Annotated in this window: 12 protein-coding genes and 5 pseudogenes; 8 read left to right on the top strand and 9 right to left on the bottom strand. The window is 34.2% G+C overall.

Translation table 11 applies throughout. The annotated features are described in order from the left end of the window. Positions 1-244 precede the first annotated feature (244 nt). Complete coding sequence (locus tag CQ058_RS08465) at positions 245-472, top strand: hypothetical protein (protein WP_002192744.1); 228 nt, start codon at positions 245-247, stop codon at positions 470-472. Between the two features lie 94 nt (positions 473-566). Here the strand turns inward: CQ058_RS08465 and CQ058_RS08470 are convergent. Continuing rightward, positions 567-1049, bottom strand: a pseudogene (locus tag CQ058_RS08470) (MFS transporter); the annotation flags it as partial. A 12-nt stretch (positions 1050-1061) separates the two neighbouring features. On the opposite strand from CQ058_RS08470, the gene CQ058_RS08475 reads away from it, so the two are divergent. Then, on the top strand, positions 1062-1160 hold the full coding sequence (locus CQ058_RS08475; protein WP_232301877.1) for a hypothetical protein: 99 nt from the start codon (positions 1062-1064) through the stop codon (positions 1158-1160). Positions 1161-1485: 325 nt separating this feature from the next. Here CQ058_RS08475 and CQ058_RS08480 read toward each other — a convergent pair whose 3' ends face one another. The 3 genes and pseudogenes from CQ058_RS08480 to CQ058_RS08490 form a co-directional block, all read right to left on the bottom strand. Beyond that, positions 1486-2010 (bottom strand): DUF2695 domain-containing protein, encoded by a 525-nt coding sequence (locus CQ058_RS08480; protein WP_002190312.1) that lies wholly within the window; start codon positions 2008-2010, stop codon positions 1486-1488. Between the two features lie 201 nt (positions 2011-2211). Continuing rightward, positions 2212-2763: pseudogene (locus CQ058_RS08485) on the bottom strand (polymorphic toxin type 8 domain-containing protein); the annotation flags it as partial. Continuing rightward, positions 2745-3518 (bottom strand): annotated as a pseudogene (locus tag CQ058_RS08490) (MFS transporter); the annotation flags it as partial. The pseudogenes CQ058_RS08485 and CQ058_RS08490, both read right to left, overlap by 19 nt. A gap of 112 nt (positions 3519-3630) precedes the next feature. On the opposite strand from CQ058_RS08490, the gene CQ058_RS08495 reads away from it, so the two are divergent. The 3 genes and pseudogenes from CQ058_RS08495 to CQ058_RS08505 form a co-directional block, all read left to right on the top strand. Continuing rightward, positions 3631-4482 carry a LysR family transcriptional regulator gene (locus CQ058_RS08495; protein ID WP_033728128.1) on the top strand — a complete coding sequence of 284 codons (852 nt, stop codon included), beginning with the start codon at positions 3631-3633 and terminating at the stop codon, positions 4480-4482. Next, a complete protein-coding gene (locus tag CQ058_RS08500) occupies positions 4475-4987 on the top strand; it encodes a DUF3916 domain-containing protein (protein ID WP_002192741.1) in 513 nt (170 codons plus the stop codon). Before CQ058_RS08495 ends, CQ058_RS08500 begins: the two co-directional genes overlap by 8 nt. A gap of 69 nt (positions 4988-5056) precedes the next feature. Then, positions 5057-5287: pseudogene (locus CQ058_RS08505) on the top strand (hypothetical protein); the annotation flags it as partial. 57 nt (positions 5288-5344) lie between these two features. Here the strand turns inward: CQ058_RS08505 and CQ058_RS08510 are convergent. The 5 genes and pseudogenes from CQ058_RS08510 to CQ058_RS08530 form a co-directional block, all read right to left on the bottom strand. After that, a complete protein-coding gene (locus tag CQ058_RS08510; RefSeq protein WP_002190320.1) occupies positions 5345-5608 on the bottom strand; it encodes a DUF4176 domain-containing protein in 264 nt (87 codons plus the stop codon). Beyond that, positions 5605-6393 carry a hypothetical protein gene (locus CQ058_RS08515; RefSeq protein ID WP_181150760.1) on the bottom strand — a complete coding sequence of 263 codons (789 nt, stop codon included), beginning with the start codon at positions 6391-6393 and terminating at the stop codon, positions 5605-5607. Before CQ058_RS08515 ends, CQ058_RS08510 begins: the two co-directional genes overlap by 4 nt. Before the next feature lie 6 nt (positions 6394-6399). Further along, on the bottom strand, positions 6400-7383 hold the full coding sequence (locus CQ058_RS08520; RefSeq protein WP_002190323.1) for a WXG100 family type VII secretion target: 984 nt from the start codon (positions 7381-7383) through the stop codon (positions 6400-6402). Then, a pseudogene (locus CQ058_RS32270) lies at positions 7380-8066 on the bottom strand (hypothetical protein). The gene CQ058_RS08520 and the pseudogene CQ058_RS32270 overlap by 4 nt, the downstream one beginning before the upstream one ends. A gap of 358 nt (positions 8067-8424) precedes the next feature. Continuing rightward, positions 8425-10044, bottom strand: a complete 1620-nt coding sequence (locus tag CQ058_RS08530) for an FAD-dependent oxidoreductase (protein ID WP_002190326.1) — start codon at positions 10042-10044, stop codon at positions 8425-8427. Positions 10045-10577: 533 nt separating this feature from the next. Here CQ058_RS08530 and CQ058_RS08535 point away from each other — a divergent pair. The 3 genes from CQ058_RS08535 to CQ058_RS08545 all read left to right on the top strand — a co-directional run bounded on the left by CQ058_RS08535 (position 10578) and on the right by CQ058_RS08545 (position 13583). Further along, positions 10578-10922, top strand: a complete 345-nt coding sequence (locus CQ058_RS08535; RefSeq protein WP_002033417.1) for an ArsR/SmtB family transcription factor — start codon at positions 10578-10580, stop codon at positions 10920-10922. 18 nt (positions 10923-10940) lie between these two features. Next, complete coding sequence (locus tag CQ058_RS08540; RefSeq protein WP_002190327.1) at positions 10941-11939, top strand: NADP-dependent oxidoreductase; 999 nt, start codon at positions 10941-10943, stop codon at positions 11937-11939. Between the two features lie 177 nt (positions 11940-12116). Further along, positions 12117-13583, top strand: a complete 1467-nt coding sequence (locus CQ058_RS08545) for a protein adenylyltransferase SelO (RefSeq protein ID WP_002190329.1) — start codon at positions 12117-12119, stop codon at positions 13581-13583. Positions 13584-13767: the final 184 nt, after the last annotated feature.

The raw sequence follows: 13767 nt of genomic DNA on the forward strand, positions 1-13767 counted from the left end.
TCTAGTTTCACTTTATACTTTTCCATTCTATTCTATATCTTTTAGTTTTTAAATATCTTATAATCTATCTACTCTATTATTCCTCATAGTAAACTAGATTCCTTTTTCTAACGTTCAAATTTTAACTACTCTCTATTGTAGTTCTTTTTTACAAAATTTCCACCTTACAATCGGATACATCCAACCTTAATTTAAATTTTTTATGTAACATTCGTTACACATTAACAAGAATGGAGGCGTTAATTTGAAAAAGACCGATAAGCGCAATCGTTTAGATGATATGATGTTTCATTATCGAGTAACAAAAAACAATATAGTTTTAATTGAATATTACGGAAAACAGATTATGATTTTAAAAGGAAATGATGCTGAAAAATTTTTGAAAAAAATAAATCGGGCAAGTAACGAAAAAGAAAAACAGCTTATTATGGCTAAAATTACAGGTAATTTCAAAAGAGGAAATGAGCGTTAATGAAAACGAATCTCATTTCTAAATTGATTATACAGCATATAAAAAAAGAAATGTCACTCTCACGACATTTCTTTAGATTTTCTTCATAAAAGATTTACATTTTTAATATTCGTTTACTTTTACATAAACTCACTACTGAAACGCTTAGTAATGCAGCTATCCCCATCCATGCATATGTGTAGCCTTTTCCATCTACTATATAACCAAACAAAGCAGGTGCAAAGATAATAGCAATTTGATTAAGTGTAAGCGCAAAACTCACTGTTAGACCTACCAATTCCTCACTTGCAGACTCAGCAACTTCAACCATAAAAAGACTAAACCAACCGATCGCAAAGAATCCTAGCAGTCCGCTCATCACAAACAATGCCTCAAGTGTCATTGTGTTTATACTCATTACAACAACGAAAATTAAGCAAAAAGATATACATACAGTTATTAATAAAGGTGTACGACGATCACCTTTGTAATATGTATCACTTATTGTAGCTAATATAATTCGGCCTATCATTCCTGCAACTAGCATAACTGAAAATACTTTCCCTGCTACAATAGGTGTTATCGATTTATGAATAATTGGTTATACGGAATGCATAAAGACGATTTGTTGATCGGTATAAACTGGGATTCTCATTTGATAGGTTTAGAACTTGAGCCCCTTATCTTATTAGAGAGCTTAAAGCAATGAAAAATATTCACACAAATAAATTAGTTTCAATATATTGAAACTAATTTACCTAAAGTATTCTCCTTCCTCAAGCACGTGAAGGGCGATGGTCCCGCGATAGGAGGGAGATACAATTTGATTTGGCAAACTACCTTATAACTTAATATTGAAGAGTTCAAGAAGAAAATATTGTGCGAAAAACTGACCATTCGGTTCCTGCTTAAAAGATCAACCGTATATAGAATATCCAACCTTTTGGTATCTGGGATGGAACGGAGGCACTCCCACTTCCAGCTTTACTAAGTAGTAAGTAGTTCACCAGTAGATGATTCACAACGTCTAAAACTCAATTTATTACATTCATTATAACCTCACAATCACAAAATCCCCCTCGATTTCGCATAGCCCTTATAACATCACGGGATTTAGCTTTTGAAACATGATAAACTAACCATTCCTTTGTGTGCTTAAGCGAATGATCACACCCGTAACTTTTCATACTCTCCTCCAAATGGGCCTCTAACGACTCCAACTGTTCCGTTGATAAGTTTAGTTTTTCAGCTCCATCTCTATACTCTTTAAGCAAGGCTAACTTTTTCAAATCTTTTTTACTTCCTCCCCCAGCCTGAATCGCTTTTTGCAAATTAAATACGGCCGCATGATAATTTAATAAACATTCTTCACATTGTGATAATAACCTCCATGCTAAACTATTATCGGGATTACACTTTATGTATTCATATAATCCTTTCTTTGCGTTTAAAAAATATGGTACTGCCCTTTTATTAGGTTCTTTTCTTTCATAAGAACCTTGCATTGCCAATTTTTGTCCTTCTATTAATTCTTTTTGTAGTTCTTCTAAATTGTTCAACTTAAATTACTCCTTTACATATAAGTTATTTTTCATATACCCTCTATTAAATTCAAGCAACAACACAGGCATTCTCACTAAAAAGCTCGTGTTTTATATAAGTTTATTCCACACTCTCAAAGCAACCCTATCACGATGAGAAAGAAGTTTTTTGTTGTATACTTCTTTCTCATCGTCTATTCAATTTACTTTACAAATGAATTATTTTTTTCTTTTAGTACTATTTTTAGTGCTCTTTTTTGGGGGATTCTTTTTCTTATTACCTTTCCTACCATATCCATCATGTTTATGTTGGGTTCTGTGTGTCTTTATATGCTGTAAATCAGAATGTTCATACCCATAACCATGTCTAGCTTCCTTTCCTCTTCTATGGGCCATCTCATACCCTGGTGGATTGCGTAAATGTTTTTTCTTTTTACGTTTTTTATTATTCAACTCTTGCTTAATCCACCCACGCAGAGATTTAGAAACCTTAGGGTCCCCCGCTAATTCTGTTAACCTAGCATTTTTACCTTTTCTACCTGCCTTTTTCAATGCCGACTTTGCTGCCTTTTTAGCAGCAGCACGAGCTATATGAGGAGCCGCTACTCGTGCACCTATCATCACCAATGGAACTAGAGGAATATGGCCATCTGGATCTGTCAGCATTACTGGATTATTATCTACATACGTATATCCATTTTGTGTGACTGGATCGTCTTCATCACCAGGGTCTGGGTCTATCGATAAGAATAGACCATGGTCCGGATTATATTTTCAATGACTAAAAATTTTATAAAATGTCCGACTAATATCATTTGTAAAGAAATCATGCAAATACCTGTAATAAAAATTGGATACAGCTCTTTTTTACATATTACCTTTTTTAACTGCATCCAAAAAGAAATACTTACATTTTCTTGGCTCGTGTGTTCTCGTACGTACGATTCCTTATAAAATATGAAAAACAATAACCCGCCTATTATACATATAGTTGCAATTACATTTATCGTATAAGCTAAACTAAATTTAATTGTAAGCAAAGGGATCGTTACTCCTGCTAATGCCCCGCCAATAGGTATACCAGCTTGCCGTATTCCCATAGCTAATCCGCGCATTTCTTTCGGAAACCATTTCAAGATTACTTTACTTCCCCCTGGCTGAGATACGCTATAAAAAGTTCCTATTAAAAGAAGGACAAATAATAACCCAATAAAGCCCCTTGCCATATGAGCAAGTAAAAGCGCCCCGCCAAGTAATACAGTGCTCGCTCCAATTAATATTCTTTCGTTATATCGATCAAGTAACCTTCCGGCAAAAAGCATACAAAACAGCGGACCAATATTTACAGAACTTATTAACAACCCAACCTGCATATTCGAAAGTACATATTTCTGTTTCCAAAATAAAGCGAGTACCCCTACTCCATATGTTATAAGTGTTGCACTTGCCTGTGCTACCGTTGCCAAAGTTAACATGATCCATTTATTAGAACTACTGTACTTTTCAATTTTTTCTTCACTTATCAACGTTATCTCCCCCATATCCCTTTCATTGTATGAAGGTTCTGATATCATGTAAAATAAGTGTTAATAATAGAATCCATCAAAAAAATTGATACCTTTTTCGGGGTGATAATAAATAGACATAAAAGATTTAACGGTTTTTTACGAAGTTGCGACAGTAGGAAATATATCTCATGCTGCTAAAAACTTAAACTATGTACAATCAGGTGTAACGATGCGTATAAAACAACTAGAAATTGAGTTAGGTGTGCCTTTATTTTATCGAAATGGAAAAGGCGTTACTTTAACTTCTAACGGAGAAATTTTATTAACATATGCAAAACAAATCATCCATCTAATCGATCAATCCATTCAAGCTGTCCAAAGTAACGGAACCGAGCCAAAAGGCACGTTAAAAATCGGGTGTACAGAATCGACAACAGCCGTTCGTCTCCCGCCTATATTAACGACCTATTATGAAAAGTATCCAGAAGTTGAATTGATTCTAGAAACAAATACGACAGACCAATTAACTCAGCTCGTTTTAGAGCGAAAACTAGACGGGGCTCTTATCGCTGGAAATATTCAGCATACTGAACTTCATACACTTTCATTTCGAGAAGAAGAACTCGTTCTCATTAGCAAGACTCCTCTATCTTCCTTTAAAACAATAGAAGAACTGAATTTACTCGCTTTTAGTCAAGGTTGTTATTACAGAAAACTATTAGAAAACTGGCTTCAAGAAGAAGGGATTTCACCTAAAAGAATACTAGAGTTCGGAACAATTGAAGCAATACTTGCATGTGTAAAATCAGGTATGGGTACGGCTATTATGCTGAAATCTATTATTCCAGATTACGAACATGGTTTATCTTTAAATACATTACCAAATCACTTTAGAAAGGTTCCTACTAATTTTATTATTCGAAAAGATATTTTCCACTCAGCTGCCTTGCAAAAATTTATGGAGATGATCAACAATGCGTGAAAAAAAAATACGCGGAATGAAACGAAAAACAAAAACTCTTATAAAAAGAATTGAAGACTCTACTAAAGCATTTCCGTCTACTTTCTATAACGATGAATACTGGCATATGCCTTTACCAGGCTCTCAAGCTTTTATCGATTCTAGTACAACACCTAGGAAAGTAAAGCGATTGTGCATTCAAACCCTGTTAAATCAAGCGAATCAATTAATGACAATGAAACCGAACGATACAAATACATATCGAGTCGTTGTTATGATCAAAATAGCAAGCTTATGGAACTCACAAATCATCATATTTAAAAACGATGACTACTTTCAAAATTTTTTCAATAGAGATAATGAATTTCAAAAATGGATTCCCCTCTCCAATGCTTCCGACTTCGGGCATGAATGGAAAATATCAATTTCTAACAGCATCCAAACATTGCATTTCCAAGAGATAATCAAGGATGAAGATGAATTTTATGATGAAGTAGAACTTTTGTTTATAGGAGAGTTATCATAAAAGGGGAACTGTCAGATGAAAAACTTCCCTTTTCCCACTAAATAACATCGCTATATAGGAGGTTTTCATATGGTAATCCCTAAATACCCTGAAGTCCCATATCTTACGAAAAAACAAATTGAAGAAATAACCGAAATCACTTTCCTAAAAGAGTCAACACGACAACAGTGTGATGCAATTTTCGGTTCCCATCCTGGTAATTGGCAAGCTCCTCTACATGCTTATCAACAAGGTTTAGGTGCACAAATTATCATCACAGGTGGTACTAGTTTACATGGAATGAAACATCCAAACTGGAATTAAGGAATAATGTAAAAAAAACTGCTTATTTAAACAGTTTTTTCACATTATTTCTTATTATATTTTAGACAATACATTTTCTTGGAAAGTACGTTCTTCTTGATCTTCATATCCTGTTGAAACAACTTCATGAATATCATCATGGTTAAATAAATATGTGAAATTTGGATTAATATAGCCTTCTGGATAAGGACACCCCATATAATCGAACTTCCTTACCTCATCCGTTTCTACTTGTTGTTTCCTCCCAAAAATCATGAGTTTCTTTGTACCTTCTTTTAAAATTACAATAGAACCTATAGAAAAAAGTTGCGAATTCATTGTCTTTTCTCCTTTCTTGTAAGTTTAGGTTTCTTTTGAGAATAGGGTATATTTACATGTCCCGAAGCAGCCGTGGATTGTCTCCTTTCCTTCCTTGACAATCTAGGCTTCTTTTGAGAATGTAATTTTTTTAAATGTCCTGAAGCAATACATTGTTTTTTGAAATCAAAGTAAAAATACAAATGTGTACTTAGCGCTAGGAAAACAACTGAAATAAATGAAAAAATAACGATTAGCACAATCGCCATAGCTTTTTGGCTCAAAATCCCAATAATAACTTGACCAATCATATAACCTAAACCCGAAAAATATACAATTTTAGGAATTTTCACATCTTTATCAGTTGTCCCCCTTAAGCGGGCTGTAAAATATTTAATCCAGAATAATTCAGATTTATAAACAATTAAACTATATGCAATAAGCGATAGAGTAAAAAATAAAGGTGACTCTATTTCTACGAATTCGTAAGCTAACTTTTGCACAGCTATGAAGCTACAAAATGAAATACTTAAAGCAACAAATCCAGAATATAGTAAATGTTGCAATTGAGGCTGCCGAGGCTTATGAATAGAAACCCAAATTCCCCATAGATTACATATCACATAAAATGGAAAAGCTGCGTAAGAGTATATATTGTACGGCGGAAATATGAATAGAATGATAAGTAGCATAAAATTCATAAATAACCATACAAAGCCTACAATATTCCTTATATTAAATGGTATTAATATTCGTATACAATCATCTATGTTGTTGCCATTATATTTGTCCATTACGCACCTCATCAAAAATTAAAAGATTTTATCTAATACAGTTCCGATTCCAGATTTAACTCTATCTTTTACCGAATCCTGTTTGCCATCATGATTCCAATCACCTTTGTTAAATTTGATTCCATCTGTTAACACACTCATCCCTATAGAAATACCAAAGCCAATTCCGGCCCCAACTACAGTTCCAATTGGTCCCCCAATTACTGTACCTATTGCAGCACCAGCCCATGCACTAGTAGCAGTAGAGCCAATCCCGATTGCTGCATCACCAATAATATCACCAGCTATCTTAGTTTTTGACGCTTTATTTTCAATATTTTCCTTTGTATCATTAATTACATCCCATCCTACAGCTGCATAGCCTAAAACATTTGTTTTTAATTTCAATGAATCTTTAAGAATTTCTTTTGGTGATAAAACATGTCTTTTTACATCGTCTATTTGCTTTACTTCGGCTAAAGGTAATTTTGTACGCCTTATCACATTAAGTCCATTTTTATCCTTTAGTACGTTGCGATTTTGAAACCTTACCATTTCTTTTCTTTTTTTATTTGTGTAGGGTGTTACACGCAAACCTTTATTATGTAAAGCTGCCAACTTGTAGGCAGCTGCACCTTCAGTTACAGTACCAAGTAAAGTAAATAATGATCCCGTAGGGTTATCTTTCCAATCACCAATATCGCCACCCAACGGTGCAAACCAATTAACATCAATTGCTTCTTCTCCAAATGAAACTTCTTGTTGATCAGCCTTCTCAAAACGATCAGCAGCTTTTCTTAATGCATCACTATGTTCTTTTAAAACTGTCGTTATAGTAGCTAACACTGAGCCTGCGTATTGGGATTGATTTAACACAGCATCTCTTCCAGATACTTGGAAAGGAATATCAAATAACTGCTGATTGATACGTTGATGTGTTTCAGATAGCTCATGAGCTGTTTGTTCTATATTAGAAGCCAGTTTCCTTAAATGATCAGGAGTAACCTTAATTTCACCGCTCACCTTGTTTTACCGCCTAATGATTTAAGATAAAGTACCATTTTCTTTATCTCTTCAGTAATTGTAAAGGTATCAAGGCAAATAAAATTCGTTTGTGTTTGCTTATTATCTAAAACTTTTTGGATTAGCCAATATTGGTTTTGACTATATAAAAACTGAATACAGTCTGTAGACCATGAGTCCTTTATATAATAATGAACTTGAACAGTATTTAATTCTTCACGATTATGTATAATGTTTGCTAACTCTAAGGAAGCTTCATCATCTAAGTAAAGTTTCAAGTAATCTACTAATTGCTTGTTTGATTGATTTAAAATAGTTTACTTATATGCAGAAGAAGGGATTTTAAATGTATAATTTGGACGAGAGAAAGTATTTTTAGGCTGTAATGCTTGATATATAAATTGCCAAGCTACCTCTGGTGTCACGCATTCTTTAAATGTACATTGTTTTTCACCGTTATCATCTGTTATTGCATTTTGTATAACCTTTTTCTCACTAAAATAGAAAATATTTTTTTCTAAAGCGCTGTTTTTACTTATCTGTACTTCAATAACAAATCCTGTAGTTAAACAAATACGAAAATATTCTAAAAGTTGTTTGTCACATAATGTTTCATCTTCTTTTATTATGAGTAGCTCTTCGTTTGTCCAATTCTCGTACATTACATCTAATTCTTTGTCTATTTCCTAATCTGACCAATTTTCAAAGGGGTTCTCAATTCCAATCATCGTTTCATGGTCAAATATACCAGTTAATACATATACTTCTTTATTTGATAAAATAAGAGGTTCAATAGTCAAATAGTCCCACTCCCTAGCGTAATATATAATCTCTAGGAAATATAATACAATAAAAAAATGATTCAATCTAGTAATTGCCAACACTTATAACTAAAAACTAAAAAAATTCTAATAACAACAAAAAAGGGAATTAATTTACATATATTTTTATAATAATAATGGCTCTTCACTAAACAATTTTATTTTGTAAGCTAAAAAAATAGAAGTATCGTCCTATATAAGACAATACTTCCTTAGTTACTTAAAAATCACATAATAAATTACCCATTACTTCTTCAAGCACTACATCTGGATTTACTACCTCTTTTTCCAAACGCCATCCTATAAAGCCATCTGGTCTAATCAATGCAGCACCTCCATGCCCTATCCCATATAGTTCACTCAAAACATCTTTTTGAGCAACAAAGTCTCCACTTAAACCAACACGATACACTTTTATATTTACTCCTAATTTAGATGAAACGTCACGTGCAGCTTCAGTCCAAGTACTAGGCTCTGCTCCAGTAAGTAACACAAAGTTGCTACCAAATAGATCAAGTATAGAAACTTCTTTTCCTTCATAAGTTCCCCAAAAATGTGGCGCACGCGTTCCCGGGCGTCCGTTCAAGTCAACTATATTCATTCTATGCGGTGTGTTACATTCGTCTATAATTGCTTCTGAGCAATACTGATAACCAGCAGTGACAGCTAAACTATCCATATTACTCAAATTACCTTCCTCTCTGCCCGCAGCACGAAATAATATACTACTCGCATGGTCCGTCGTTAATTTCGCAACAGGGTATCTCTCGTCATGATACGTTTCTAACAATTTTGGATTTGCTTGACCTTTTATTACAGCCGCTAATTTCCAAGCTAAATTATGTGCATCTTGTATTCCTGTATTTGAACCGAATCCTCCTGTTGGCGGCATAATATGTGCCGAGTCACCAACTAAAAAGATGCGATTGTCCTGAAATTTTACCGCTGTACTTTCACTCGCTTCCCACGGTAAAACACTTAATATTTCTGACTTAATATCCATACTTCCAATTGCAGTTTGAATAATTTGTTTACAGCGTTCTATAGAGAAATCCTCTGGTCTCTCTCCTTTTATTGGATCATAAGCTACATGGTAAATCCATTTACTCACGTTATCGACCGGAATAAGCGCACCAAGAACTTCTGGATGTAGGATCATAGTAAAACCAAATGCGTCTCCTTTAATACATTCACTTAAATCTGCTTCAAAATATATGTTCATATAATAACCACCGATTGTACCACGGCCCTCGGTTAAAATACCTAGCTGTTCCCGTATTTTACTTTTCGCTCCATCTGCTGCGATTACATAATCACAATAAATAGTACTCTCTTCTTTCGTGTTACGATTTCGAATAGTTGCTATTACCCCGTTCTCATTTTGCTCATAAGAAACCAGTTCATGATAAAAAGATAGCTCTCCGCCTAATTTTTTCGCGCATTGTAACATCATCTCTTCTAAAGTAATTTGATAACAAGCAGTTTGTTTTGATGGGCTAATCTCTTCCACTTTACGAACTAAATTTTCGTTATTTTCATACTGCGCCGCCCTTATTTGTTCCACCTCTTCATTATTTACTTCAGCTATTGTTTGAACCGCAATTCTCCCGCGACAATTCTCTAACGCTTTACCAGCTAATCTAATCCTTTTTTCTAGACCTAATTCTCGAAATAATTCCATCGTACGAAAAGTGATTCCACCTGCTTTCGGATGAATCGCAGTAGACGGATGCCTTTCAATAAGTAAATAATTGATGTTATGTTTTGCAAGAAATAATGCAGACGATAATCCTGATAATCCTCCTCCAACAATTAAAACTGGTACATGTTTCGATTTCATATATTTTCCCTCCACATATATTCTTCTGAGCTCAGTGACATAAATATAATCAAAAAACCAACAAAAATATAGACTTATATTTCATTTTGAATTATCATATAGATAGATTGCACCCCAAATTACTTTTATCCTTTCATACATCTACAAGTCACTTAATTTGTGTGTGTATGAAAGGATAAAAAAGAAGGCCCTACTTTACTTTGAACTATTCTCTGATATAGACATCAAAAATAATAAAAACATTATAAGCGGTCGTAACCTTGTAAATTATACAAGGTTACGACCGCTTATTTTATTGTTAAATGGCTACCCTTTATCCTCGGCAGACAACGCATTGTTAAATCATTTTCTACCTTTCAACTCCATTATTTTCTATTCCCTATAATAACTACTCCATAATTTTCAATACGTAAAAATGGCTTCGTCTCGATTTTCTTTCTCAATATTGCAGCTCATACAACATTCATGTAGCATTACCGTATCGATGTAATGGTTCATCATCTTAAACCTTTCGACTAATTATTGGAGGTATAGTGATTGAAATGAATAAACAAGAACAATTAAATGTTATTAAAGAAGATTTTATTAATTGTCAAAAAGTATTAGTGGCAATTGGTGACGAAACACGTCAAGCTATTTTGTTAGTTCTAATGAAAACAGAATGTCAAACTGGATTACGTGTTGGCGAAATCACTAAACAAACACACCTTTCTCGACCAGCAGTATCACATCACCTTAAGATTTTACGAGAAGCTGGTATTATTTTAATGCGTAAAGAAGGTACAAAGAACTTTTATTATATTGACATACGTACAAAATTAGGATTGTTAAAAAATCTTGTATTAGATATTGAGAAGCTACTGCAAAACTTTTATTGAACTTTGGAGGTATAAGAAATGAGAGCAATGGTGATTGATAAGTACGGGAAAGTTCCAATGCGTATGACTGAGATGCCCACCCCTGAAATAAATGAGTATGAGGTGCTCGCAGAAATTCATGCAGCTAGCATTAACCCAATTGATTTTAAAATACGCGATGGAAAAGTGAAGTTGTTACTTAAATATAAAATGCCCCTGATTCTTGGTAACGACTTTTCTGGTGTCATTGTAAAAGTCGGAACAAAGGTGACTCAATTTAAAGTTGGTGATGAAATATATGCACGTCCAAGAAAAGATAAGATCGGTACTTTTGCGGAATATATAGCCATTCATGAAGATGATATAGCCTTAAAACCGAAAAATTTAACTTTTGAGGAAGCGGCGTCGATTCCACTCGTTGGCTTAACATCATATCAAGCATTACATGACATTATGCAATTACAAAAAGGACAAAAGATTTTGATTCACGCTGGATCCGGCGGTGTTGGTACTTTCGCAATTCAGTTAGCAAAAATAATGGGTGCCACTGTTGCAACAACTGCTAGTGAAGCTGGTGAAAATTTAGTAAAGTCTCTTGGCGCAGATGAAATTATTAATTACAAAAAAGAAAAGTTTGAAGATATACTGAAAAATTATGATGCGGTATTTGATACACTTGGCGGTACAACACTTGAAAAATCATTCGATATTATAAAAAGCGAAGGGAACATTGTTTCCGTTTCAGGAATGCCGAATGCTCGCTTCGGTAAAGAATTTGGTTCAGGATTTTTCAAAACACTCTTATTTTCATTAGCAAGCAAAAAACTTACTGCACTTGAAAAAAAGCATAATGCTCAATATTCGTTTTTGTTTATGAAACCAAGCGGAGATCAATTACGTATAATTGCAAAGTATATTGAATCTGGACAAATCAAACCTATAATCGATCGCATTTTCCCTTTTGAAGATACTCAAAAAGCAATGGAATATTCAGAGTCTGGAAGAGCAAAAGGAAAGATAATTGTAAAAATCAAATAATAATAAAACTCCATTTTTTAAAAATGGAGTTTTATTATTTGCTGTTAAATAGACATAGTGTAATGAAGTCCTTACAATAGATTTCAAGGGGAAATATCATATTATACTTTTAGCTAATTTTACAAAAAATACATACGTACAAATACATAATAAAAAAATAAACAAGGAGGAGATAAAATGACTAAAAATAATGAAGCAGGTTGGAATTTAGATAATAGTTATACGACTTTACCACAATCATTTTATACAGAAATCCCCCCAACTCCTGTACACTCACCGGAGTTAATTAAACTAAATAATTCTTTAGCAATATCTCTTGGCTTTAATCCTGAGGAACTAAAAAAGGACGCTGAAATCGCCATTTTAGCTGGTAATACTATTCCAGAAGGAGCTCATCCACTAGCTCAAGCGTATGCTGGGCACCAATTTGGTCATTTCAACATGTTAGGAGATGGTCGTGCCCTTTTAATTGGAGAACAAATTACTCCTTCAGGCGAACGGTTTGATATTCAATTGAAAGGTTCCGGTCCAACTCCATATTCGCGCCGTGGTGATGGCCGCGCTGCACTCGGTCCAATGCTACGTGAGTATATTATTAGTGAAGCGATGTACGCGCTTGATATTCCAACTACTCGCAGTTTAGCAGTAGTCTCAACTGGCGAACCAATCTATCGCGAAACGAAGTTACCTGGAGCTATTTTAACTAGAGTTGCAAGCAGTCATATACGCGTTGGAACATTCCAATACGCCGCAGCTCGAGGCTCAATCGAAGATCTCAAAGCTTTAGCTGATTATACGATAAAAAGACATTATCCAGAGGTTGAATCTACTGAAAATCCATATGTCGCACTACTACAAGAAGTCATTAAGAGACAAGCAAGCCTTATCGCAAAATGGCAACTCGTTGGCTTCATTCACGGCGTAATGAACACTGACAATATAACGATTAGCGGTGAAACGATTGATTACGGTCCATGTGCCTTTATGGATAGTTATAATCAAGGAACAGTATTTAGCTCTATTGACACACAAGGCCGTTATGCATACGGAAATCAACCATATATGGCTGCATGGGATCTCGCACGTTTAGCTGAATCTTTAATACCGATACTACATGAAGATGAAGAAGAAGCACTAAAAATTGCACAAGATGAAATTTCAAAGTTTAGCGTGCAGTACGAAAACAATTGGTTCCTCGGAATAAAGAAGAAATTAGGACTATTTAGCAATGAAGAGCATGATCAATCCCTTATTGAGAAACTTTTAAAAGCAATGGAAAAATATAAAGCAGATTATACAAATACATTCCGTGCATTAACTGACACTACATTAGAAAATACACCTTTATTTGAAAGTCCTGAATTTAAAGAATGGTACGAGCTATGGCAATCTCGGTTAGAAAGACAAAAAGAATCGAAAGATGATGCATACAAATTAATGAAAAATAACAACCCAGTAATCATCCCTCGAAACCACCGAGTAGAAGAAGCACTAGAAGCAGCTGTTAAAGATGGAGACTATAGCGTAATGGAGAAACTTCTTCAAGCTTTAGCAAATCCTTATGAATATTCTCAAGAACAAGCGGATTACTGCATGCCTCCAGCGCCGTCGAATCGCCCTTATAGGACTTTTTGCGGGACGTGATTGTTTCATATGTAAAAAGGTGTGTTCATACAAATTGTGTGAACACACTTTTTTTATACACTTCCCTTTTAAACAGATAGACTGAAGCATTTTATAGTTATCCTTACTATATTCCACACTCCCCTCCCTTAAACTAAAGAACAAAACTGACTTTATTCCAATTTGTTTAATAATAAATCCACTA

The organism is Bacillus sp. MYb56 (assembly GCF_002976445.1).
Taxonomy (GTDB): Bacteria; Bacillota; Bacilli; order Bacillales; family Bacillaceae_G; genus Bacillus_A; species Bacillus_A mycoides.

Coding starts and splice junctions, on each gene's coding strand:
- CQ058_RS08540 (WP_002190327.1), top strand. CDS start 10,941: ATGAGAGCAATGGTGATTGATAAGTACGGGAAAGTTCCAATGCGTATG.
- CQ058_RS08545 (WP_002190329.1), top strand. CDS start 12,117: ATGACTAAAAATAATGAAGCAGGTTGGAATTTAGATAATAGTTATACG.
- CQ058_RS08515 (WP_181150760.1), bottom strand. CDS start 6,393: ATGAGGTGCGTAATGGACAAATATAATGGCAACAACATAGATGATTGT.
- CQ058_RS08530 (WP_002190326.1), bottom strand. CDS start 10,044: ATGAAATCGAAACATGTACCAGTTTTAATTGTTGGAGGAGGATTATCA.
- CQ058_RS08510 (WP_002190320.1), bottom strand. CDS start 5,608: ATGAATTCGCAACTTTTTTCTATAGGTTCTATTGTAATTTTAAAAGAA.
- CQ058_RS08500 (WP_002192741.1), top strand. CDS start 4,475: ATGCGTGAAAAAAAAATACGCGGAATGAAACGAAAAACAAAAACTCTT.
- CQ058_RS08475 (WP_232301877.1), top strand. CDS start 1,062: ATGCATAAAGACGATTTGTTGATCGGTATAAACTGGGATTCTCATTTG.